Genomic DNA, 23,840 nt, shown 5'->3' on the forward strand with positions numbered 1-23,840 from the left:
AGAGGCGGCGCGGAGGTCAGGGGTTGAGGCGTTCGGCGGCTTCGACGACGTTGGCCAGCAGCAGGGCGCGGGTCATCGGGCCGACGCCGCCCGGGTTGGGCGTGAGGTAGCCGGCGACCTCCTCGACGTCAGCGGCGACGTCCCCGGCGATCTTGCCGTCCACCCGGGAGACCCCGACGTCGAGCACGGCGGCGCCGGGCTTGACCATGTCGCGGGTGATCAGCTCGGGCACGCCGGCCGCCGCCACCACGATGTCGGCGCGGCGCACGTGCGCGGCGAGGTCGCGGGTGCCGGTGTGGCAGAGGGTCACGGTGGCGTTCTCGCTGCGCCGGGTGAGCAGCAGCCCGAGCGAGCGGCCCACCGTGATGCCGCGCCCGACCACGGTGACCTCGGCGCCCTTGATCGGTACGCCGTACTCGCGAAGAAGCAGCACGATGCCGTGCGGGGTGCAGGGCAGCGGCGCGTCGACCATGTGGACGAGCCGCCCCAGGTTGACCGGGTGCAGCCCGTCGGCGTCCTTGGCCGGGTCGATGCGCTCAAGCAGCGCCATCGTGTCGAGGTGCTTGGGCAGCGGAAGCTGGACGATGTAGCCGGTGCACTCCGGGGAGGCGTTGAGCTCGTCGATGGCCGCTTCGACGTCGGCCTGGGTCGCGGTGGCAGGCAGGTCGACGCGGATGGAGGCGATGCCCACCTCCGCGCAGTCGCGATGCTTGCCCGCGACGTAGATCTGGCTGCCGGGGTCGTCCCCCACCAGAATGGTGCCCAGACCGGGCGTGATCCCGCGTTCCTTGAGCGCGGCCACCCGCTTGGTGAGATCTGCCTTGATCTTTGCGGCGGTGGCCTTGCCATCGAGTTTCACAGCGCTCATGCGGCAATCCTGTCATGCCCTCCGACCTCTCCCGCACCGCCCCGCACCCCTGTTGAGTCGTCCGTACGCGGTGCATCGGTTGCGATCATCGGCGGCCGGTTATCCACAGGCAGCAGGCAGCCGATCCCGGTTATCCACAGCCAACGGCTGACATCGTTGTCATAGATTCGGCGAAGGCTTAGTGTTTTCGGCGCCAGCATCACGCGCGCCCGGAGGTCCCCCTTGTCGTTCCGCCTCTTGTCCGCCGAGTCCACCGACCTGTTCGTCGGCTCGCCCGAGGAGCCGCACCAAGTCCTGCGCGTCACCGTGGCGGCGGGCGAGCGCGAGTCCTCGCTGGAGCTGCGCGGCGCCGGCGTGCGCCTCGCCGGTCCTGTGACGATCCCGGCCGCCGAGGGAGTCCACGAGGTCCCGCTGGCGGTGTCGGTCCCGCCGGGCACGACCGTGCCGTGCCTGCTCACCCTCGACGGCGAGTCGCTGGAAGTGGAGGTCACGGCCGAGGAGCCGGGCTGGACGATGTTCATGGTGTCCCACTTCCACTACGACCCGGTGTGGTGGAACACCCAGGCCGCCTACACCAGCCCGTGGGAGCTGCTGTCGGCCGACGCCACCACCAGGCCGCTCTGGGAGGGCAACGCATTCGCCCTGGTCGAGGCCCACATCGACCTGGCGCTGCGCGACCCCGACTACCGCTTCGTGCTGGCCGAGGTCGACTATCTCAAGCCGTTCTTCGACACCCATCCCGAGCGCAGGGCCGACCTGCGCGCGCTCCTGGCCGAAGGCCGGGTCGAGCTGGTCGGCGGCACGTACAACGAGCCCAACACCAACCTCACCGGCGCCGAGACCACGATCCGCAACCTCGTCTACGGCATCGGCTACCAGCGCGACATCCTCGGCGGCGATCCGCGCACGGCGTGGCAGCTCGACGTGTTCGGCCACGACCCGCAGTTCCCCGGCTACCTCGCGGCGGCCGGGCTGACCGCGAGCGCGTGGGCGCGCGGGCCGTTCCACCAGTGGGGCCCGATCAGTAAGAACTTCAAAGAGGCCAAGAACGACGCGGCGCTGATGCAGTTCCCCAGCGAGTTCGAGTGGATCGCGCCGTCCGGGCAGGGCGTGCTGACCCACTACATGCCGGCCCACTACTCCGCAGGCTGGTGGATGGACTCCTCGGCCTCGCTCGACGAGGCCTGCAAGGCGGTCTACGACCTCTACCGCTCGCTCAAGCCGGTCGCCGCGACGAAGAACATCCTGCTTCCCGTCGGCACCGACTACACCCCGCCCAACAAGTGGGTGACCGACATCCACCGCACGTGGGCCGCCCGCTACGTCTGGCCCCGATTCGTCTGCGCCACGCCGCGCGACTTCCTCGACGCCGTACGCGCCGGGCTGTCGTCGTTCAGCCCGCAGACGCGGGACATGAACCCCATCTACACCGGCAAAGACGTCTCCTACATCGACACCAAGCAGGCACAGCGCGCGGCCGAGGTGGCGGCGCTGGACGCCGAGCGGCTGGCCACGTTCGCCCACCTGCTGGGGCTGGGCGGCTACCCGCACACGGCGCTCGACAAGGTGTGGCGGCAGCTCGCCTACGGCGCGCACCACGACGCCATCACCGGCTCCGAGTCCGACCAGGTCTACATCGACCTGCTGACCGGCTGGCGCGAGGCGTACGACCTGGCCGCCGAGGCCCGCGACAACGCGCTGTCGGCCCTGTCCGGCCAGATCGCGACCGAGGCGCCTGGAGTGGTGGTCGCCAACACGCTGCCGTTCACCCGCGACGGCCTGGCCTCGGCCGTCCTGCCCGAGGGTCACGTGCCCGCCGACGCGTCGGGCGCCCCGCTCCCGGCCGTGGCGGAGAACGGCACGCTCACGTTCCTGGCCCGCGACGTGCCCTCGGTGGGCTGGCGCACGTACGACGTGGTGCCCGGCACCCCCGAGACGTGGCAACCCGTCCCCGGCGTCACCATCGAGAACGACCGCTGGCAGGTCACCGCCGATCCCGCCAAGGGCGGCACGCTCGCCTCGATCCGCGACCGCGCCACCGGCCAGGAGCTCCTCACCGGCCCCGGCAACGAGCTGCGCCTCTACGACGAATACCCCCAGCATCCCGACATGGGCGAGGGTCCCTGGCACCTCATCCCGACCGGCCACGTCGTGGGCTCGTCGGAGGCGGCGTCCACCGGTGTCCGCGCCGAGGCCAGCCCGGTCGGTCAGCGGCTGATCGTCACGGGGCAGGTCGGCGAGATCACGTACGAGCAGGTCATCACCCTGCCGGCCGGCTCCGACCGCATCGACTTCACCACCCGCGTCATCGACCACACCGGCGCCGACCGGCTGCTGCGAGTGCGCTTCCCGGCCCGCGTGGAGGGGGCGCTGCCGGTGTCCGACGTCTCGGGCGCGGTGGTGGGGCGCGGCTTCGCGCTGCCCGACGTCGACACCGCCGAGCATCCGTGGACGCTCGACAACCCGGCCAACACCTGGTTCGGCCTCTCCGCCACCGCGAAGGTCGATCTGGGCGCGGCGGGCGCACGCGCGCTCGGCGTGGCCGAGGTCGTGGTGCCCGCCCTCGAGGACGCCCCGCAGGCCCGCGACCTGGTGGTGGCGCTGGCCAGGGCCGGCGTCACCGCGACCACGTCATCGGCCGCCGGCACCCGCTACGGCTGGCTCGACGTCGACTCCAACCTGCCCGACGTACGCCTCGTGCTGGGCGGCCCCGACACCAACCCGGTGGCCGCCGAGCTGCTCGCCAGGTCCGACGAGGCGTACGCCAAAGCGCTGAGCGAAGGGGCCGCCCGCGTCTGGATCCCCGCCGAGCGCCCGCTGGCCGAGACCTGGCAGCCCAGCGCCGACCTGCGCGACCTGCGCGCCCTCCCGGCCCTCATCGTCACCGACCCCATCGCCGACCTCGTGGCCGACCTGGCCGACGCGACCATCGAGGCCGTGTGCCCGCTGGGGGCCGAGCGGCTCGAGGACCGTACGGTGGCGCTGATCGCGTACGGGCTGCCCGGGTTCGCCGTCGATCCGTCCGGCGCCCTCCACCTGTCGCTCATGCGATCCTGCACCGGCTGGCCGTCCGGCATCTGGCTCGACCCGCCCCGCCGCACCACCCCCGACGGCTCCGCCTTCCAGCTCCAGCACTGGACGCACGAGTTCTCCTACTCCCTGGTCTCCGGGCCCGGCGACTGGCGCGCCCTGCGCCTGCCCGCCGCCGCCCAGGAACACATCACCCCGCTCCACACCCGCGTCCTCGACGCGCCCCAATCAGGCTCCCTGCCGCCCGTCCACTCCCTGCTCACCGTCTCTCCGGAGCGCGACGTCCTGCTGAGCACCCTCAAGGCCACCGGCAACCCGCACGCCCACGGCCTGTCCACCGCGGAGCAGGACGGGCTCGCCATCGCGGAGCAGGACGGGCTCGCCATCGCGGAGCAGGACGGGCTCGACGAGCGGACCGGTGACGGGGCCGGGCAGGTGACCGGTGGCGGGGCCGGGCGCGAGACCGGCCAGGCGGGCAAGCGCGACTCCGCTCGTTCCTCGGCCCGTTCCTCGGTGACCATCCGCCTGATCGAGTCCACCGGCCTGGGCTCCCGCGCCGAGCTGACCTCCCCCGTGCTCCCCCTCGACACCCTCACCCCCGCCACCCTCCTCGAAGACCCCATCTCCCCCGCGTCCACGCCGACAGGGCTGCCCGGGGCTCCGGCCACCACCTTGGAGGCACCCGGGGCTCCGGCCACCACCTCGGGGGCACCCGGGGCTCCGGCCACCGCCTTGGGGGCACCCGGGGCTCCGGCCACCGCCTTGGGGGCACCCGGGGCTCCGGCCACCACCTTGGGGGCACCCGGGGCTCCGGTCACCACCTCGGGGGCGAGCATCGAGCTGGGCGGGTTCGAGGTGGCCACGTACCTCGCCTCCGCCCCGCTCCCGCCCACGGCACCCGAGCTCGCCCGTACGACGGAGCAGGCCCAGCCCGTCTACAGCCGCTACTGGCTGCACAACAAGGGCCCGGCACCGCTCGGCTACCTGCCGGTCTCCATCGCCGTCTCGCCGGGCCTCGTGGAGTCGCCGGAAGGGCCGTTCGAGGTGGAGGTCGTCCTGGCCTCCCATCTCACAGACGCCCCCCACGAGGGCATCGTGGACATCCGCGTCCCGGAGGGCTGGACGGCCACCCCGTCGGCCCGCCCGTTCCGTCTCGCCCCCGGCGGGCACGTCCGCTTCCCCGTCACGGTGGCGCCGCCTGCCGAGCCCGCGCCCGGCCTGCACTTCATCGCCGCGCGCACCCGTACGAACGGGCAGCTCATCGAAGACATCACCACCGTGGCCATCGGCCCGGTCCCCGAGCTGCCGGTCTCCGGCGCGTGGCCCGAGCAGTCCGTCGCCACCAAGGGCACCACCTCTGACACGGCACGTCCCACGGGCCTGTCCGTCACCCCGGTCACCGGCGCCCTCACGCTGCGGCCGGGCGACCGGGCCCGGCTCACCTTGCGGCTCGCCAACACCACATCCGACGAGATCCGCGGCGAGGCCCAGCTGGCCTCTCCGTGGGGCACCTGGGCCATGCTTCCTGAGGTCATCCAGGGCTTCACCGTGGCGGCCGGGGCCACCACCGAGCTGTCGTTCCCGGTGGAGGTCCCCCGCGACCACGCGGCCGGCCACGCGTGGGCCCTGGCCAAGGTCATGTGGTTCGGCCGCTGCCAGTACGCACCGGCAGTACGGCTGGAGGTGACCCGATGACCCCGCCACACCGCCTGGACACGGACACCCGAACCCCGCCGGCCGTCGTGCCGTCAGGAGACGACACGACGACACCGGCCGGCGGGCTGGCCGGAGACGACACCACCACACCGAACAGCGGGCGGACCGAAGACGACACCACCACACCGAACAGCGGGTGGGCCGCTGACGACACCACCACACCGGCCGACGGGCCGACCAAAGACGGCACGACGTCGGTGATCGGCTGGGTGGATGGTCGCCCGGTCCCCCGCGAGCGCCTCGACGCTCGCCTCGCCGCTCTGCGGAACGGCCCCCTCAAGGCTGCCCTTCCCACGCCCGGCACCTCGGAGGACCGTCAGCTCGCCCGCTGGCTCACCCAGGTCATCCTCACCGAGATCCTGTGCGAGTCCACGGCAGCCGACCTCGGCCTGACCCCAGGACCGCAACCGACCTCCGCCTCCTCGCCACTGCCGACCTCGGCCTCCCCGTCAGCACCCGCCCCTGCCCTGGCCTCGCCGCCAGCACCCGCTCCAGCCCCGGCCTCGCCGCCAGCCTCGCCGTCGGCGCCGGGCGCTGCCTTGGGAGACCCGGGCGTAAGGGGCGGGACGGAAGCCCTTACCCTCGATCGGGTGGCCGCAGTAGAACTTGGTTCGATCAACGCGGCTGCCTACAACGGCAGCCCCTGGGTGCGGGCCGTGTTCGAGCACGTCACGGCCACGGTGACCGTTCCTGAGGAATGGCGTCGTCCACCGGCTCCCGAGCAACCGGCCCGTCACTACGTACGCCACCGCCTCTTCGACACCCTCGCGGAGGCGCAGGCGGCGACGCCGTCCGACCTCGAACCCCTCGGCCCGATCACGCTCGACTCCCTGCCCACCGCGATCGCCGAAGCCCTGCAGAGCCACCCGTACGACACCCTGGTCGGCCCCGTCCGCGACACCCTCGGCTGGCACGTGGCAACCGCCACACCCACGCCACCCCAGGCGAACGACCCTGCCCCTCAGGCGACCAGCCCCGCCTCCGAGACGACCAGCCCCGCCCCTCAGACGAACAGCCCCGCCTCCGAGACGACCGGCCCCGCCGCGCGGACGACTGGACCCACGGCCTTCACCCAAGCGGCCACCACTACGCCGCCGACCCCAATGTCCCCCTCCGCACCACCGACTCAGACAGTCCTCACCTCGTCACCGACCCGAACGGTCCCCGCCACGCCACCAATCCAGGCGGCCCACACCGCTGCACAGCCTCTGGCAGCCGTCGCCTCATCACCCTCCCCGGCAGCCGAGGCCACAGCGCAGCCCTACGTACCGGAAGGAACCGTGCAGACACTGACTCGACACACCTCCCGGCCGACCGGCCCCGACGCCGACCTGCTCGCCGCAGCTCGGCGGAAAGCGTTCGCGCGCTGGCTCGACGACATGCGGGCCAGGAAGGTCACCCTCGTACCCGGCCTGGAGCATCCCGGCGACCCTCGCCAGCCCGACAACCACCACAAACACTGATGAACTGCGTACTTGCCATTGACATCGGAGGGACCAAGCTCGCCGCCGCGCTGGTGGACGAGCAGGGGGCCATCCTGCGCTCCGCGACCCGGCCGACCCCGCGTACGGAGGTCATGTCGGCCCTCGCCGCCCTCATCGCGGAGGTGACGGCCGGCGGTCCCGAGCCGCAGGCGGTCGGCATCGGCTGTGCCGGCCCGCTGGACCTGGCGACCGGCACCGTGAGCCCTGTCAACATGCCGAGCTGGCGCGGGTTCCCGCTGCGAGACGAAGTGCACAAGCTCACCGGGCTGCCGACGCTGCTGGCGGGCGACGCGCAGTGCTTCGCGCTCGGGGAGCACTGGCTGGGCGCCGGACGCGGGTGTTCGTCGCTCTTGGGCATCGTGGTGTCGACCGGCATCGGCGGCGGTCTGGTCATCGACGGCGCCCCGCTCCTCGGCCCCACAGGCAATGCCGGGCATGTCGGGCATATGAGCATCGACCCGTACGGCGAACGCTGCGAGTGCGGCGGTCGTGGCTGCGTGGAGCGTTATGCCAGCGGGCCGAACATGACGCGCTGGGCCCTGGAGAACGGCTGGTCCCCCTCCCTGAACGGCTCCGCAGACTCCCCCGTCGACGAAGGCGTGCAAAGGGAAGGGCTCCCCGAGGCACGCGATCATGGCGGAGAGCGGCAGGCCCAGGGCGGAGAGGGGCAGGCCCAGGGCGGAGAGGGGCAGGCCCAGGGCGGAGAGGGGCAGGCCCGAGGCGGAGAGGGGCAGGCCCAGGGTGAGAAGAGCCGGGGTCAGGGCGGACGGAGGCAAGCCCAGGGTGAAGAGGGCCAGGCTCAGGGCGACGGGCAGCGGCCGGACGCGCGGGCGCTGGCTCGGGACGCCGCCGCCGGGGACGAGATCGCGGTCAAGGCGTTCGAGCGGGGTGCGAGGGCGCTGGCCGGCATGATCGCGTCCACGGCCGCCGCCGCCGAGGTCACGATGGTGGTGATCGGCGGCGGGGTGTCGGCGGCGGGCCCTGTGCTGTTCGATCCGCTGGAGCGGGCGCTCGATGACGTGGCCGGGCTCGCGTTCGTACGGGCTGTCCAGGTGAAGCAGAGCACGCTGGGGGTCCGCGCCGGGCTGGCCGGGGCCGCGAACCTGGCCTGGCAGGCACTCGCGTCAACGACCTGACCGGTGGACGGGCGTTCGCACCCCTCGGTGGTGTCGTTGTGCGTCTAGCGCAGCGCATCACGGCCGCGGGCACGAAGAGGGGTGCTCCGTCTACGGAGATCGCACCGAGGTGGGGTTCGAGTGCCGCTCGATGCCTACTCGGGCGAGTCGATGGGCTCGGGCGAGTCGATGGGCTCGGGCAGGTCGACGGGGCGTCTGCGCGGGGCCGTCTACTCGCGTTCGGCGAGCTGGGCTTCGCGGCGCTCGATGATGCGGCGGGTGTACGGGATGAGTTCCACGACGCGTCCGCCCAGGTATGCACCGATGAGGGCGAGCACCACGAGGACCACGGGGTTCGTGGCGAGGCCGTTCAGGGTGATGAATGCCTGCAGGAACGTGTCGAGGGCCATAGAGGAACTCCGAAGGACGGGTGGGGAGGAGGAGTTCAGGCTAACCGCCGTTAGCGACTGATCGCCAATTAAACGGATAAAAGCGACAAGATTGAGCAAAGTTCCTTGGCGCTCGTGGAGCGGTTCTCCCGGGTTCGCGCGTCGCCCCCGGCCCTGCTCTACTCCTCCGGCACTCAACGCACCCCACGTTCGGCGTCCCGAACGCTGAACGCGCCCGACGCGCGTTCGGGTTACGTCCCGACGTTCGGCGTCCCCACGGTGCGCGCCCGACGTTCGGCGTCCCGAACGCTGACGCACCCAACGCTCGGCGTCCCGCGGTGCGCGCATGACGTTCGGCGTTCCGACGCTGAACGCACCCAACGCTCGGCGTCCGTTCCGTGCACGCCCGACGTTCGGCGTTTCGACGCTGAACGCACCCAGCGTTCGGCGTCCCTTCGGTGAATGCGCCCGACGCGCCGCGCGCACCTCAGCGCTGAGACGTTCCGATACGCCAGAACGCGCCTTAGCGCCCGAGCCATACACGCGCCGCACAAGGCCAGCCGCGCCTGCACGCACCGGAGGCACTCACACACCGGACGCGCCTCACGCACCGGAGGCGCTCACGCACCAGGCGCCCACGCACGCCACGGCGCTCCACGCATCTGACCGCGCCGGAAGGCACCCGAACCACCTGCCCTCACGCCACGCGGCCCTGCGCGCCGCAGAGAAGCTAGACACTCCTGAGCTTGCTCCGTTTTGGCGGACACCGTCGTTGTGGTGGTCAGGTAGCGGCAATGGTCTCGTAGTCGGCGGGGCTGCGGTAGCCCAGGCTGCTGTGGAGGCGCTCACGCACCGGGCGGATCCCTGCACGCCACGGCGCAAGCCCCCGGACGTCACGGCCACGCCCAAGCCACCCACGCAAGCCCGAACGCCCGCACAGGCCCAAGCGACCCGCGCAGGCCCGGGGCGTCATGCGTAAGCCCGGACGCCCGGCCAGGACCCGCTCGACCGGCACGCGGCGGGCGTGGACGGTCAGACGCGCGTCACGGTGGGGCATGACGCCTCCGAGCGGTGCAGATTCGACACCTTCACCACATCGGAGGCTTCTTCGATGATCAAGCCCCACTGTCAACAACGCTCGTGGTCAATACTCCAGCGGCGTTCGGCCGTCAGTGGAAGAAGTGGCGGGTGCCGGTGAAGTACAGGGTGACGCCGGCCTTCTCGGCCGCCTCGATGACCTCCGCGTCACGTACCGACCCACCGGGCTCCACGATCGCCCGTACGCCGGCCTCAGCCAGCACCTCCAGCCCGTCCGGGAACGGGAAGAACGCGTCGGAGGCGGCGACGGAGCCCGCGACGCGCTCGCCGGCCCTGGTGACGGCGAGGCGGCAGGAGTCGACGCGGTTGACCTGGCCCATGCCGACGCCCACGGTGGCGCCGCCGCTGGCGAGGAGGATGGCGTTGGACTTCACCGAGCGGCAGGCCCGCCAGGCGAACTCGAGGTCGGCGAGCACCTCGGGCGAGGCGGGTGCGCCGGTCTTGAGCTCCCACTGGGCGGCGGAGTCGCCGGAGGCGTCGACGCGGTCGGTGGTCTGGACGAGCAGGCCGCCGTCGATCCTGCGGAACTCGGTGGCGTTGGCGGGGCCTTCGGGGCAGCGCAGCAGGCGGAGGTTCTTCTTGCCGCGCAGCACCTCAAGGGCCTCGGCGTCGAAGTCTGGCGCGATGACCACTTCGGTGAAGACGTCGAAGATCTGCCTGGCCAGCTCTTCGCTGACGGGCCGGTTGACGGCGATGACGCCGCCGTACGCGGAGACGGGGTCGCACGCGTGCGCCTTGCGGTGGGCGTCGGCCACGTCGGCGCCGATGGCGATGCCGCACGGGTTCTGGTGCTTGATGATGGCGACGCAGGGGTCGGAGAAGTCCCACGCGGCCCGCCAGGCGGCGTCGGCGTCGAGGTAGTTGTTGTAGGACATCTCCTTGCCGTGCAGCTGCTCGGCGCCTGCGAGCCCGCCCTCGCCCGCGGTGTAGAGTGCGGCGCGCTGGTGCGGGTTCTCGCCGTAGCGCAGGGTGGCCTTGCGCTCGTACGCGGACCCGGTGAAGCTCGGGAACTCCTCCTCGCCCGCGTACGTGCCGGCGAACCAGTTGGCCACGGCCACGTCGTAGGAGGCGGTGTGGGCGTAGGCGATGCCGGCGAGACGGCGGCGCTCGGTGAGCGTGAAGCCGCCCGCGTCGAGCGCGTTGCGGACATCGCCGTAGAAGGAGGGATCGACGACGACGGCGCAGGTGTTGTGGTTCTTGGCCGCGCCGCGGATCATCGCGGGCCCGCCGATGTCGATCTGTTCGACGCACTCGGCGTCGGACGCGCCGGAGGCCACCGTCTGCTGGAACGGGTAGAGGTTGACGACGACGAGCTGGAACGGGTCGATCTCCAGCTCTTCGAGCTGGGCGACGTGGTTCGGCTTGGTGACGTCGGCGAGCAGCCCGGCGTGTACGCGCGGGTGCAGCGTCTTGACCCGCCCGTCGAGGCACTCGGGGAACCCGGTGAGCTGCTCCACCTTCGTCACCGGGATGCCGTAGGAGGAGATCGCGGCGGCGGTGCCGCCGGTCGAGACGATCTCCACCCCGGCAGCGTCGAGGGCTCTGGCCAGCTCTTCGAGCCCGGACTTGTCGTATACGGCGATCAACGCGCGCCGGATGGCGATGCGAGTCACGTGGTTTCCCCTCCTGTGTTGTTGCCGATGCGGACCATACGTCCGCTGACCGTCCAGCCCTCGCGGGCCATCCGGCCGACGGTTTCGACGAGCAGGCGCCGCTCGACCTGCTTGATGCGCTCGTGCAGGACCGCCTCGTCGTCGCCGGGAAGCACGGGCACGGCCGCCTGCGCCACGATGGGCCCGGTGTCGACGCCCTCGTCGGCGAGCATCACCGTGCAGCCGGTGATCTTGACGCCGTAGGCGAGCGCGTCGCGCACGCCGTGGGCCCCGGGGAACGACGGCAGCAGCGCCGGGTGGGTATTGAGCACGGGGAACGCGTCGAGGGTGGGCGCGCCCAAGATCTTCATGAAGCCCGCGGACACGACGAGGTCGGGCTCGTACGCGGCGATACGCGCCGCGATCGCGCGATCCCATTCATCTCGGGTCGCGTAATCACCCAATTTCTCGACAAAAGTCGGGACCTGCGCCCGTTCGGCCCTGACCAGCCCTTCTATGCCATCCCTGTCCGCACCTACCGCGACCACGCGGGCGCCGTACGACGGATCGGCGGAAGCGTCCAGCAGGGCCTGTAGGTTGGTTCCAGAGCCGGAGACGAGGACGACGAGCCGCCCAGCCTTAGACACGCACACTCCAAGTGAGGAAACAGGGTGGGGGTCACAGGGTATCTGTTCATCGTCCGGCGACGCAGAGGAGGTCAGGTGTCGACACCGGTGAAGGCACCGGCAGGCCAGCAGCCCGCGGAGTCAGCGGGCCGCCGAGCGATCTGGTTGGCCATCGCAGCGCTGGCCATGACGTTCATGCTGCCCCTTGCGGGCCTGGTCATGGCGTTGTTCGCGCTGATGGCGGGGATCCGGGCGCTGCCGTTGCTCAAGAGCGAGGGCAAGCCCACGGGCGTGGCGGTCGGCGGCATCACCGTCTCCTCGCTCGCGCTGGTGCTGTCGGCCATGGCCACGGCCATGCAGCTTTATCTCGCGGACGAATACGCCGCCTACCAGGAGTGCATGAAGGGCGCAGGCACGGTGGCCTCGCAGGGCGAGTGCTTCGCCGAGTTCAAGGAGGCGGCCCAGCGCAAGCTTCCCGCCGACGTCCTGCAGATGCTCGGGGCGATGCAGCCGTAACGTGCGCTCCGGGCGATGCGGCCGTGATGGCCGCTGGCCGTGACGGCCGCTGTTCGCGGTCCCAGGCGTACGTGCGCGAGTCGCGGTCCCAGCCGTACGTGCGCGAGTCGCGGTCCCATGCGTACGGGCGTTAGTCGCGGTCCCAGGCGTACGGGTCGACGTAGATCACGTGGCCTCCCTTGTCGTCCGACTCGTCCACGATGTCCTTGCGCGGCGGCCGGGGCACCGACGGGTCCGGCCCCGCGGGCCGCGGCCTGGCCTGGGCCAGCGTCTCGGCCTCCGCGGACGCGTGCTCGTCCTGCCAGTCGTCCCTGATGACGGGGATCTCCTGGGTGTCGGCCTCGGTGGCGTCGAGCCAGTGACCGGGCAGCGGGCGCGGGTCGCTCTCGGCGAGCCCGACCTTGCTCGCCGCCCTGGCCAGCGCGGCGCCGGCCTTCCGTACGGGAGCCGCGGCCTTGTCCAGCGGCTTCCTGGCCCGCTTGTTGAGCAGCAGCAGGTTCGTCACACCCGCGGAGATGCCGGCCGCCACGCCGACCTCCAGCGCCACCGACAGCGCCACCTCCCAGGGCGACGGCCCGACCGTGGCCAGCCGCGCGCCGCCGATCGGCCCGCCCGACAGCGCCGCGAGCACCCCGGCCACCAGCCCGCTGGTGATGCCGGTCAGGAACCCCCACAGCGGCGCCGCCTCGTACGACGGAGACGGCGAGATGCGAGCCACCATCACGCCCGCCACCGCGCCCGCCGCGAACGGCACCGCGATCACGGCCATCATCCACGCGGGCACCGGACCGCTCTCGGGCAGGGCGCCCAGCATCGGCAGGCTGGGCACGGTGCCGAGCTGCACGCCCGTGGGCGCGACCAGGGCGTCCGCGCCGATCGCGAACCCGGGCCCGGCGATGTAGGAGAACGCCCAGATGACGGCGTTCAGCAGGTAGAGCAGCTGGAGCAGGATGAGCAGCAGCCCGCCGACGAACCCCGGCGAGAGCACCTCCGACAGCTGCCTGACCTGGCCGAAGTTGAGCACGACAGCGAGCAGCACCAGCGCCAGCCCGGCCACCAGCAGCACCGCCGTGGCCACCGCCGTGCCGACGGTGAGGGCGCGGACGCGCTCGGGCAGCAGCCGCAGCATGACCCGCCACGGCCCGATCATCCTGGCCGTGGCCAGCGAACCGGCCAGGAACGCCAGCAGGAAGTGGCTGAGCAGCGCCTCGCCGATGAACGGCTGGGTGATCTCGTTCCTGGCCACGAGCGCGATCAGGCCGGCCAGCATCGCGTACGGGGCCGCCAGCGACACCCCCGCCTGCACGACGAGCACGAGCTGGGCCCGCCGCCGCGCGCCGGCCTGCTCCTTGGGGCTGTTCTTGGGCAGCCGGGCGGGCAGGCGCAGCCGCAGGTCGGCGTCGCGGGCCATCCACCGCGCCGCGCGGTAGAGCAGGATGGCGGGCAGGATCACCAGGCCGAGCGGCAGCAGACCGACCCGGCCGCCGGGGATCGCGAAGCCCGCGTGGTGCGCGGCCAGCCAGAGCTGCGCCGCCGTTCGGAAGACTCCGGGCAGCCCGGCGCCCAGGGTGCCGCGCGGCGCGGCTATCCAGCCGACGAGCGTGAGCGTGGTGAGCACGGCGAGGCCGACACCGAGGGTGCAGGCGGCGGCCAGCATTCCCGACACCGGCAGCGGCCGCCGCGTCTCGTCGTCGTCGCTCGGGGCTCCGGGGAGCTTGCCGAGTACTGACCGGGGGGCAGTACGCAACTGGTCGAGGATCGCCGTCACAGTAGGCGATTTTCTCAATCTTTCCCGACCGAAGCTTGGTTGACGCGCCGGGCATCGCCTTGTTCTGTTCCGCCGTCGCTTCCGGCACAGGCGGCACCCGTCCGGCACCCGGACACGCGCAGGGCTTCGCATGGCGGCATACCACGCGAAGCCCTGTGGGAAACGATCAGCGAGCCTGCATGATCTCGCGCATGAGGCGGGCCGTCTCGGAGGGGGTCTTGCCGACGCGGACGCCGACCTTCTCCAGCGCCTCCTTCTTGGCCTGGGCGGTGCCGGCCGAGCCGGACACGATGGCGCCCGCGTGGCCCATCGTCTTGCCCTCGGGGGCGGTGAAGCCCGCGACGTAGGCGACGACCGGCTTGGTGACGTGCTGCTCGATGTAGGCGGCGGCCCGCTCCTCGGCGTCGCCGCCGATCTCGCCGATCATCACGATCGCGTCGGTGCCCGGATCCTCCTGGAACGCCTGCAGCGCATCGATGTGGGTGGTGCCGATGACCGGGTCACCGCCGATGCCGACGGCCGTGGAGAAGCCGAAGTCGCGCAGCTCGTACATGAGCTGGTAGGTCAGCGTGCCGGACTTCGAGACCAGGCCGATGCGGCCGGCCGTGGTGATGTCGGCGGGGATGATGCCGGCGTTGGAGGCGCCGGGCGAGGCGATGCCCGGGCAGTTGGGGCCGATGATGCGGGTCTTGTTGCCCTTGGCCACCGCGTACGCCCAGAACTCCGTCGAGTCGTGCACCGGCACGCCCTCGGTGATCACCACGCAGAGCGGGATCTCGGCGTCGATGGCCTCCTTCACCGCGTCCTTGGTGAACTTCGGCGGCACGAACACGACCGACACGTCCGCGCCGGTCTTCTCGATGGCCTCCTTGACCGTGCCGAACACGGGCAGGCCCTCGTGGACGGTGCCCGCCTTGCGGGCGTTCACGCCGCCCACGACCTTGGCGCCGGCGGCCAGCATGCGGCGGGTGTGCTTGGTGCCCTCACCACCGGTCATGCCCTGAACGATGATCTTGCTGTTCTCCGTCAACCAGATGGCCATGGGTCACGCACCTACCGCAGCGAGCTGGGCGGCGCGCTTGGCCGCCTCGTCCATCGTGTCAACCAGCTCGACGCCGGGAAGCGCGGCGTCGGCCAGGATCTGCCGCCCGAGCTGGGCGTTGTTGCCGTCGAGCCGGACCACCAGCGGGCGGGTCACGGCCTCGCCGCGGCTCTCCAGCAGCTTGAACGCCGCGACGATGCCGTTGGCGACCGCGTCGCAGGCGGTGATGCCGCCGAAGACGTTCACGAAAATCGACTTCACGTCGGGGTCGGAGAGGATGATCTCCAGGCCGGCCGCCATGACCTCGGCGGACGCGCCACCGCCGATGTCGAGGAAGTTCGCGGGCCTCGGCTTGCCGGGGAATTCCTCACCGGCGTAGGCCACCACGTCGAGCGTGGACATGACCAGGCCGGCGCCGTTGCCGATGATGCCGACGCTGCCGTCGAGCTTGACGTAGTTGAGGTCCTTCTCCTTGGCCCTGGCCTCGAGCGGGTCCTCGGCGGCCTTGTCGGCGAGCGCCTCGTGGTCGGGCTGGCGGAACGCGGCGTTGTCATCGAGCGTGACCTTGCCGTCGAGCGCCTTCACCTGGCCGTCGGCCGACAGGATCATCGGGTTGACCTCGACCAGCGTGGCGTCCTCGTCGACGAAGCAGCACCAGAGCTTCTCGATGAGCTCGGCGGCGCCGTCGAGGGCCTTCTCCGGCAGACCGCCGGCCACCGCGATCTCGCGGGCCTTGGCGCGGTCGACGCCGGTCAGCGCCGAGACGGGGACCTTGGCGACCTTCTCCGGCGTGGCGTGCGCGACCTCTTCGATGTCCATGCCGCCCGAGGCCGAGCAGATGGCGAGGAAGGTGCGGTTGGCCCGGTCGAGCAGGAAGGAGAAGTAGTATTCCTCGGCGATGTCGCTGGCCTCTTCGACCAGTACCTTGTGGACCGTGTGGCCCTTGATGTCCATGCCCAGGATCGCCTGAGCCTTGGCCACGGCGTCGGCGGCGTCGTCGGCCACCTTCACACCGCCGGCCTTGCCCCGGCCGCCGGTCTTGACCTGGGCCTTGACGACAACGCGGCCGGTCAGCTGCTCGGCCGCCGACCGCACCTCCTCCACGTTGTGGGCGACGATGCCGCGTGGCACCGGGATGCCGTAGTCAGCGAAGAGCTCCTTCGCCTGATGTTCGAACAGGTCCACGAGGGTCCGTCCTTGCTTATCCGACTGATGTTCGACGGCCCGGGCATCTGTGCTGATGGTCGCGTGCGCTTCGCCGTGCGCGGCTTCGTTCCTCGCTCTGCTCTGTCACGGCGAGCTCCTACGCTCAGGGGTCGTGCCGGGCGTTTCCGCCAGTGAAGCCTAGCCCGAAGCTTGACCTGCCCAGGTCATCGGGTCGCGGTTCTTCCGCTATGTGACGGTGATCTCACTTCTTCAGGGCGGGCGTCAGATCTCAATTGCATCATTTAGCCGACATAAGACCCGCCGCGCGATATATCTTCGTGATCTTCCAATGTCAGGCTTGCTCCCCGCTCTTGCCTTAAATGCTGAAGGAAACTCTATGAAGCGAATTCTCGCGGGCCTGGCGCTGGCGTCGGCGGCCACGCTCGTGACCGCAACGCCCGCGCAGGCCGCGCCCGCGGACCCGGTGAAGGCGCTGAAGAAGCAGTACACCGCCGGTAAGGGCGTGCGGATCTCCGAGTCCGCCGTCACCAAGGTCTCGGGCACGAAGACCGACGGAACCGTCACCACGAACGGCACCCTCGCTTTCGGCAAGTCCGGAATCGTGGCGTCGGACCTGCGTAGCGGCGGGAAAGGCGCGAGCTTGCTCAGTGCGGCGCCGCCGCGGTCGATCACGGTCGGTAAATACACGTACGCGCAAGGCGGGTTGTTCAGCCAGCAACTTCCCGACGGCAAGAAGTGGGTGCGCTACCCGAACACCGGCATCCCGCGCACCGGCAACCAGCCGCTGGACATCTTCCGGCCCAAGGTGCTCAAGGAGCTCGTGAGCGAGGCCAAGAGCGTCAAGGGCGGCTCGTACCGGGGAGCCATCACCTTCGGACGGCTCGCCAAGCTCTACGGCGAGAAGGTCGACAAGCGGCTCGGCAAGGTCGCCATCAGCTACGTGCTCGACGTCAACTCCAAGGGCCTGGTCAGCCGGCTGCGCAGCCAGTACGCGTTCGACTTCGGCCTGCTCGGCAAGACCACGTCCACCGTGAACACCCGCTACACCGGCTGGGGCAGCAAGGTCACGGTCAAGGCCCCGCCGGCGGACCAGGTCATCGACTACAGCGAGCTCGGCGAGGACAGCGGCGTGCCGCAGGAGATCCCTGACAGTTCGCTGGACGCGCTCAACCCGGTCGAGTAACGACCCCCTTGCGCCGGGTCCCGCTCTTCGCGGAGCCCGGCGTTACGTCTTGTGGGGCCCGCGTTACGCCTTGAGGGCCCGGCGTCAGGCCAACCGACCGCCTCCGAGAGGCCGTTCTGCCCTGCTCCGGCGCCCTTGCCGGGGCAGACCCCCACCCACACGGCCTCACCCAGTGCGTATGGCTTCGCCCTCGTCCGTACAGCTTCGCTCCGTCCGTACGGCCTCACCCCGACCCGCACAGGCGACCGCGCCCTGCCCCCCCGGAAAGCTCACCAGCCGCCTCGTCGGGGCGACCGCACCCCCGTGCTTTCCAAGCAGCCTCACCAAGCCGGCCCGTACCGGCGACCCCGCCCCCGGCCGGAGGTTCCCTCACCCCGCCACGGCCTCCGCAGGGTCGGGGAGGCGGGTGGGGCGGAGGGCGGCCCATTGGAGGGAGTGGCGGATGCCGTCCTCCAGCGAGTAGCGGGCCTGCCACCCCAGCAGCTCACGAGCCCGGTCGCTGCGGGTGTAGGCGCCGGCCACGTCGCCGGGGCGCGCGGGCGCATCGACGGTCTCGATCGGCCGGTCCGCCACCCGGTTGAAGGCTTCCACCAGCTCGCGGACGGTGGTGCCGGCGCCGGTGCCGAGGTTGATCGCGCCGGTCTCCAGCGAGTCGAACCGCCGCAGCGCCGCCACGTGGGCCTCGGCGAGGTCCCAGACGTGGATGTAGTCGCGGATGCCGGTGCCGTCGCGGGTGGGGTAGCGGGTGCCGGTGATTTGGAACGGCACGCCCTTCTCGTACGCCTCGATCATCTTGCCCAGCGCGTGACTGGGCCGGCGGAGCTGCAGGCCGGTGCGCATGCGCGGGTCGGCCCCGACGGGGTTGAAGTAGCGCAACGACAGGATCTTGATGGGCCGGCTCGCGGCGATGTCGGCGAACATGCCCTCGCAGACCGCCTTCGTCCGCGCGTACGGGCTCTGCGGGGCGAGCGGCGACTCCTCGGTCACCGTGTGGTCGTCGCCCGCCTGGTAGATCGACGCCGAAGAGCTGAAGATCATGCGCGTGCATCCGTTGCGGATGAGGTGTTCGACGAGGTCGAGGCTCTTGGCGACGTTGGCGCGGTAGTAGCCGATGGGGTCGGACACGGAGTCGGGGACGACGATGAGCGCGGCGCAGTGGACGACGGCTGATATGTCGGGATGTTCGGCGAAAATCTTGTCGATGAGCGGCCCGTCGCTGATATCCCCCTCGTAGAACACCCGCCCCTCGGTGAACTCCCGCCGCCCCCTGACGAGGCTGTCGAGGATCACGGGGTCGATCCCCGCATCGAGGCACGCCGAGGCGATCGTGCTCCCGATGTAACCGGCGCCGCCGGTGATCAGTACGCGCATGCCTGAACCCTAGCCAGCCCCGCGACCCCCGCGAGCCGTCCTGTGGACAACACCGCCGAGCCTGTGGAAAACCGGCGTTCCTTTGCCTTCGCGGTATGGCCTAGTGGGCTTCGACGTGCGACATTTCGAGATATGGGCAGGGATGTGCCGGTCGTCGTGTTCAGCAGGGACGACCGCCGGCAATACCGGGAAAAGGTGCACCGCTGCCTCGACGTGTTCGCCACGATGCTGCGCGAGTCCCGTTTCGCGTTCGACCGCCCGCTCGCCGGCCTGGAGATCGAGCTGAACATCGTGGACGCGCGGGGCGAGGCAGCCATGCGCAACGCCGAGGTGCTCGCCGCCATCGCGCAGCCGGACTGGGCCACCGAGCTGGGGCAGTTCAACGTCGAGATCAACATCGAGCCCCAGGACCTGGCGGGTGACGGCGTCCCGAGTCTGGAGAACGACGTACGGGCCCGGCTCAACCACGCCGAGTCCCGGGCGCGTTCCGTGGGCGCGCACCTCGTACTGGTCGGAATCCTGCCCACGCTGCGCGAACAGGACATCGGCGAGGGCACGCTCTCGGCGAACCCCCGCTTCCGCCTGCTCAACGAGCAGATCTTCGCCGCCAGGGGCGAGGACCTGCACCTGCTCATCGAGGGCGTCGAACGGCTCGACACCCACGCCGACAGCGTCGCCCCCGAGGCGGCGTGCACGAGCGTCCAGCTGCACCTCCAGGTCAGCCCCGACATGTTCGCCGCGCACTGGAACGCCGCCCAGGCCATCGCGGGCGCACAGGTGGCGGTCGCGGCGAACTCGCCGTACCTGTTCGGCAAGGAACTGCACAGGGAGACCAGGATCGCGCTGTTCGAGCAGGCGACGGACACGCGGCCGGCGGAGCTGAAGGCGCAGGGCGTACGGCCGCGGGTGTGGTTCGGCGAACGGTGGATCACCAGCGTCTTCGACCTGTTCGAGGAGAACGTCAGCTACTACCCCGCGCTGCTGCCCCTGTGCGCGGACGAGGACCCGCGCGCCGAGCTGGAACGGGGCCGCACCCCAGAGCTGCACGAGCTGACCCTGCACAACGGCACCATCTACCGCTGGAACCGGCCGGTGTACGCGGTCGTTGACGGAGTACCGCATCTGCGCGTGGAGAACCGCGTGTTGCCAGCGGGGCCCTCCGTGGCCGACATCGCGGCCAACGCGGCGTTCTACTACGGGTTGATGCAGGTGCTGCCGTACGACGAGCGTCCGGTGTGGAGCCGGATGTCGTTCCAGGCGGCGGCGGACAATCTGGCCGCTGCCGCACGATACGGTCTTGACGCGCGGCTGTACTGGCCGGGAGTGGGCGAGGTGCCGGCCGCCGAGCTGATCTTGCGGCGGCTGCTGCCGCTGGCGCGTGAAGGGCTTGCCGAGTGGGGTGTGGACGGGGTCGTGGCGGACCGGTTGCTGGGGATCATCGAGGGGCGGTGCCTGACGGGGCGTACGGGGGCGAGCTGGCAGGTGGAGCAGGTGCGCGCGCGGGGCGGCGACAGGCACTCGGCGCTGCGGGCCATGACCTTGGAGTACATCGAACGCATGCACACCAACGAACCCGTGCACACGTGGGACGCGTGACGCCCGTGGCGCGCGCGCTGGTCGCCGCCGTCCTGACGCTGGTGCTGGTCGCGGTCTCCGGTTGCGGGGCGGTCCACCGGTCGTCCACGGATCGGGCGGGGGACGACACGTTCGAGGGGGACGTACGGACGGCGCGCACGCTGACCGAGCAGTTCTGGCGGGCACAGTTCGAGGAGTCCGGGCGGATCTATCGGCCTATCGCTGACTTCATCCCCTACTCGGGGCGGTTCGGGCCGAGTTGCGGTGATGAGCCTGCCGTGCCCAACAACGCCTTCTACTGCCCGATCGGGCACTTCATCGCGTTCGACCAGGACTGGCTGGAGTCCTTGTGGAGCGAAATGGGGGACGGATCCGTCTATGTCATCATTCCGCATGAGTTCGGGCATGCCGTTCAGGCGCAGCTCCGGACCGGCTTCGAGCTGAACGTCCAGATGGAGCTGCAGGCCGACTGCTACGCGGGCGCCACCCTGGCCGGCCTGGTCAACTCGGGCGCCCTGGCCGCCGAGGAGGGCGACGAGGAGGAGCTGCTCCTCAGCCTCGCGGCGGCCGGCGACCCCACGGACGACTGGCTCGACCCGTCCGCCCATGGGACGGCGGAGCAGCGGCAGGCGTCGTTCGCCACCGGGTACCAGGAGGGCGTGGGCGCCTGCTGATCGGGCGGGTCGCGTCGCCGGACCCGCGGTCGGGCTGGGCCTTGCGCAGTGAGCTCAGATGGCGAGCGTCGCGTCGGCCGACATCACGGCGACGAACGTCACGTCGGTGTGTCAGGACCAGGCGACATGCGAGACGAACGTGACGACAGGGACACGCCACCAGGCCCTGGTAACACGCGACGCTCCAGCGGCCCCTGGTGTACAAGCGACGCGCAGCGGACCCGAGTGCACAAGCGACGCGCAGCGGACCCGCATGGACAAGCGACGCGGCAGCAGACCCAGGCTGCAGGAATCGACGATCGGCCTGATGACCATCGACGACATTGCGGAGGACCGTTGGGGCGCGGACGTCGCACCACCCGCGGTCTGGGATGCCCGCGGTCTCGGACGCCCGGGATATGGGACACCCGGGATCTGAAACGCCCGGGATCTGGGACACCCGGGATCTGAAACGCCCGGGATCTGGGACACCCAGGATCTGGAACGTCGGGTCTGCGACACCCGGGATCTGGGACGCATCACCACCTGGTCGTACACCACAGTTCAACCCACAGGATGATGCCGCCGATCTTCCTTTGGGCCTACCGTTGCTGCATGCCACTGGAGGAGATCGGCTGGTTGCGCAGGGGGGCGTGCCGCACCAGCGACCCTGACCTCTTCTTCCCCCTCGCCCCCACCCCCATACAGGAGGCCCAGGCCAAGGCGATCTGCGCCGGCTGCCAGGTGCTGGAGGAGTGCCGAGCATACGCATTAGACGCCGGAGAGGCGGAGGGCATCTGGGGCGGCCTCACCCCCGCAGAACGCCGCCGCACCCGCCTAGCCCGCCCCACCGCCTCCTGACCCAGGCGACCAAACAGCGCACGTGAAGCCGTGCCCACGCCCGCAGCTCACAACGGCGACAACTCCACGACCGGCACCCCAGCACGTGGACTTCGCCGGGGCGAGCGACCCCGCGGCCCAAGCGGCAGTGGGAGTAGGTCAGGTCGTGGGCCTGGGGGCGCGTGCGGGACAGGCTCTGTGCGGGACAGGATGCCCGTGCGATCCGCGGGATGCCCGTGCGGTACGCGGGTTGCCGTGCGGGGCTCGGCTCGCCGTGTAAGACGCAGGGCGGCCGCGCGGGGCTCAGTAAGCCGCGCGAAGCGCGGCTGGCGGCGCAGGCCCGCCCAGCCGTGCGGACGCGCAGAACGGCTACGCGAGTCGCGCGGGCAGCAAGGCGAGACGCGGGACGACCGAGCGCAGCCGCGAGCCGCGCAACGTGAGCAGAGGACGCGCACGCTGTCCGAGAGACGCGGAGCGACTGCGCAAACGACGCGCGCGGCCGTGTGGAGACGACCAGACGGCTGCACAAACCGCACGGGCAACCACGGCCGTGCAAAGACGATGGGACGGCTGCGCGAACCGCATGGGCACCGCGGAAGGCACGAGACGGTCGACCATGACACGGGACACTGCCGGGGGCGCAGGGCAGCCACCCAGGGCTCGGGAGCGCAAGGCGCCGGGGTGGCCGTCCAGGGATCGGTGGGCTGCGCGAGGCTCGCGTGGCCGTGCGGCACTCGCGTGGCTCATTGGGCTCGCGTAGCCGTGCGGCGCGGGACTTCGGATGGCCGTGCAGGACTCGGATGACCGTGCAGGACTCGGATGGCCGTGCGGGACTTCGGATGGCCGTGCGGGACTTCGGATGGCCGTGCGGGACTTCGGATGGCCGTGCGGGACTTCGGATGGCCGTGCGGGACTCGGATGGCCGTACAGGGCAAGGGGCGGGAAGCAGGGACGTAGCCTGCAAGGGTGCTGCTTCGCTCGATGGCCGTGCTGGCCGCCGCCAACGTGCTCAACAACAAGGTCGCTCCGCGCCTCGGGCCCCTGACGTCCACGGTCGCCACCGGCGCGCTCGTGGCCATGGCGCGCAGGTCCGGGTTGACGTGGGAGGAGATCGGGTTCGAGCAGGGGCGGCGGGGGGCGGTCGCCGGGGGTGTGCTGGCGGCGGCGGTGGCCGCGGTGTACACCGTGGGCGTCGCGTCGCCGCGTACGAGGCCGCTCTTCCACGACGAGCGGGCGCTGTCGTTGTCGCGCGCCCGGGTCGTCGAGGAGGCGCTGCTTCAGGTTCCTCTCGGGACGGTGCTGCTGGAGGAGGTGGGTTTCCGAGGGGCGCTGTACGGCATGCTGCGCAAACGTCACGGCACGGTCGCCGCCACGGCCGTTTCCTCCGGGCTGTTCGGGCTGTGGCACATCCTGCCGTCCATCGACATGGCCAGGGCCAACCCGGCGCTGGGCGCGCTGACGGCCGGGGAGTCGCCGGGTCGGCTCGACGCGGCCCGGGTGGTCGTGGGCAGCGTCGTGTCCACGGCGGCCGCCGGGGTGCTCTTCTGCGAGCTACGCCGGCACCGTGGGCTCCTCACCCCCGCCATGCTCCACCTGGCCACGAACTCCCTCGGCTACCTCTTCGCCCGCGTCTCCGCCTCGCTTGCCACCCTCGACCGTCGGTCCGTGCCAGAACGTTCTCCAGCGTCAGGCCGGATGGCGGGCTGAAGTTCTCGTCGGCGACGTAAGACGTAAGCGGCAGAGGAACACGTGCGCCGGGGTTACGGGAGGGGCGGGGCGGTGAGCGGAGGATCAAGGACCTGGGGAG

The 23,840-nt window shown here is 71.1% G+C and carries 17 protein-coding genes; 9 read left to right on the top strand and 8 right to left on the bottom strand.

Going from position 1 to position 23,840, the window contains the following annotated elements; all coding sequences use genetic code 11:
- Positions 1 to 16: 16 nt before the first annotated feature.
- Positions 17 to 868: a bifunctional methylenetetrahydrofolate dehydrogenase/methenyltetrahydrofolate cyclohydrolase gene (locus AB0K67_RS34220; RefSeq protein WP_364068409.1), complete on the bottom strand. Its 852-nt coding sequence runs from the start codon at positions 866 to 868 to the stop codon at positions 17 to 19.
- A gap of 222 nt (positions 869 to 1,090) precedes the next feature.
- On the opposite strand from AB0K67_RS34220, the gene AB0K67_RS34225 reads away from it, so the two are divergent.
- From AB0K67_RS34225 to AB0K67_RS34235, 3 genes are all read left to right on the top strand, one after another.
- Positions 1,091 to 5,593, top strand: coding sequence for an NEW3 domain-containing protein (locus AB0K67_RS34225; protein ID WP_364068411.1), 4,503 nt, complete (start codon positions 1,091 to 1,093; stop codon positions 5,591 to 5,593).
- A 611-nt stretch (positions 5,594 to 6,204) separates the two neighbouring features.
- Complete coding sequence (locus AB0K67_RS34230) at positions 6,205 to 7,077, top strand: hypothetical protein (RefSeq protein WP_364068413.1); 873 nt, start codon at positions 6,205 to 6,207, stop codon at positions 7,075 to 7,077.
- Positions 7,077 to 8,234 (top strand): ROK family protein, encoded by a 1,158-nt coding sequence (locus tag AB0K67_RS34235; protein ID WP_364068415.1) that lies wholly within the window; start codon positions 7,077 to 7,079, stop codon positions 8,232 to 8,234. The genes AB0K67_RS34230 and AB0K67_RS34235 overlap by 1 nt, the downstream gene beginning before the upstream one ends.
- A 209-nt stretch (positions 8,235 to 8,443) precedes the next feature.
- Here the strand turns inward: AB0K67_RS34235 and AB0K67_RS34240 are convergent, their stop codons facing one another.
- The 3 genes from AB0K67_RS34240 to purN form a co-directional block, all read right to left on the bottom strand.
- Complete coding sequence (locus AB0K67_RS34240; protein WP_364068417.1) at positions 8,444 to 8,623, bottom strand: hypothetical protein; 180 nt, start codon at positions 8,621 to 8,623, stop codon at positions 8,444 to 8,446.
- Positions 8,624 to 9,771: 1,148 nt separating this feature from the next.
- The gene (purH, locus tag AB0K67_RS34245) at positions 9,772 to 11,313 is read right to left on the bottom strand and encodes a bifunctional phosphoribosylaminoimidazolecarboxamide formyltransferase/IMP cyclohydrolase (RefSeq protein ID WP_364068419.1); all 1,542 of its coding nucleotides are present in this window, start codon (positions 11,311 to 11,313) and stop codon (positions 9,772 to 9,774) included.
- A complete protein-coding gene (gene purN, locus AB0K67_RS34250) occupies positions 11,310 to 11,939 on the bottom strand; it encodes a phosphoribosylglycinamide formyltransferase (protein WP_364068421.1) in 630 nt (209 codons plus the stop codon). The genes purH and purN overlap by 4 nt, the downstream gene beginning before the upstream one ends.
- Positions 11,940 to 12,083: 144 nt before the next feature.
- On the opposite strand from purN, the gene AB0K67_RS34255 reads away from it, so the two are divergent.
- Positions 12,084 to 12,434, top strand: coding sequence for a hypothetical protein (locus AB0K67_RS34255; RefSeq protein WP_364068423.1), 351 nt, complete (start codon positions 12,084 to 12,086; stop codon positions 12,432 to 12,434).
- Between the two features lie 130 nt (positions 12,435 to 12,564).
- Here the strand turns inward: AB0K67_RS34255 and AB0K67_RS34260 are convergent, their stop codons facing one another.
- The 3 genes from AB0K67_RS34260 to sucC form a co-directional block, all read right to left on the bottom strand.
- Entirely contained in the window at positions 12,565 to 14,202 is a 1,638-nt protein-coding gene (locus AB0K67_RS34260; protein WP_364068425.1) for a DUF6350 family protein, read from the bottom strand.
- 166 nt (positions 14,203 to 14,368) lie between these two features.
- A complete protein-coding gene (gene sucD / locus AB0K67_RS34265) occupies positions 14,369 to 15,244 on the bottom strand; it encodes a succinate--CoA ligase subunit alpha (RefSeq protein WP_364068427.1) in 876 nt (291 codons plus the stop codon).
- A 3-nt stretch (positions 15,245 to 15,247) separates the two neighbouring features.
- Positions 15,248 to 16,429: an ADP-forming succinate--CoA ligase subunit beta gene (gene sucC / locus AB0K67_RS34270; RefSeq protein WP_364068429.1), complete on the bottom strand. Its 1,182-nt coding sequence runs from the start codon at positions 16,427 to 16,429 to the stop codon at positions 15,248 to 15,250.
- A 358-nt stretch (positions 16,430 to 16,787) separates the two neighbouring features.
- Here sucC and AB0K67_RS34275 point away from each other — a divergent pair, with 358 nt between their 5' ends.
- On the top strand, positions 16,788 to 17,594 hold the full coding sequence (locus tag AB0K67_RS34275; protein ID WP_364068431.1) for a hypothetical protein: 807 nt from the start codon (positions 16,788 to 16,790) through the stop codon (positions 17,592 to 17,594).
- 369 nt (positions 17,595 to 17,963) lie between these two features.
- Here AB0K67_RS34275 and galE read toward each other — a convergent pair whose 3' ends face one another.
- A complete protein-coding gene (gene galE, locus AB0K67_RS34280) occupies positions 17,964 to 18,965 on the bottom strand; it encodes a UDP-glucose 4-epimerase GalE (RefSeq protein ID WP_364068433.1) in 1,002 nt (333 codons plus the stop codon).
- A 132-nt stretch (positions 18,966 to 19,097) separates the two neighbouring features.
- On the opposite strand from galE, the gene AB0K67_RS34285 reads away from it, so the two are divergent.
- The 4 genes from AB0K67_RS34285 (at position 19,098) to AB0K67_RS34300 (ending at position 23,740) form a co-directional block, all read left to right on the top strand.
- A complete protein-coding gene (locus AB0K67_RS34285) occupies positions 19,098 to 20,561 on the top strand; it encodes a glutamate--cysteine ligase (RefSeq protein WP_364068435.1) in 1,464 nt (487 codons plus the stop codon).
- Entirely contained in the window at positions 20,558 to 21,214 is a 657-nt protein-coding gene (locus AB0K67_RS34290) for a neutral zinc metallopeptidase (protein WP_364068437.1), read from the top strand. The genes AB0K67_RS34285 and AB0K67_RS34290 overlap by 4 nt, the downstream gene beginning before the upstream one ends.
- A gap of 594 nt (positions 21,215 to 21,808) precedes the next feature.
- On the top strand, positions 21,809 to 22,054 hold the full coding sequence (locus AB0K67_RS34295) for a WhiB family transcriptional regulator (protein WP_364068438.1): 246 nt from the start codon (positions 21,809 to 21,811) through the stop codon (positions 22,052 to 22,054).
- 945 nt (positions 22,055 to 22,999) lie between these two features.
- On the top strand, positions 23,000 to 23,740 hold the full coding sequence (locus AB0K67_RS34300) for a CPBP family intramembrane glutamic endopeptidase (RefSeq protein ID WP_364068440.1): 741 nt from the start codon (positions 23,000 to 23,002) through the stop codon (positions 23,738 to 23,740).
- The last annotated feature ends 100 nt before the right edge of the window (positions 23,741 to 23,840 follow it).

This window comes from Nonomuraea sp. NPDC052634, from assembly GCF_040678535.1.
GTDB classification, from domain to species: Bacteria; Actinomycetota; Actinomycetes; order Streptosporangiales; family Streptosporangiaceae; genus Nonomuraea; species Nonomuraea fastidiosa.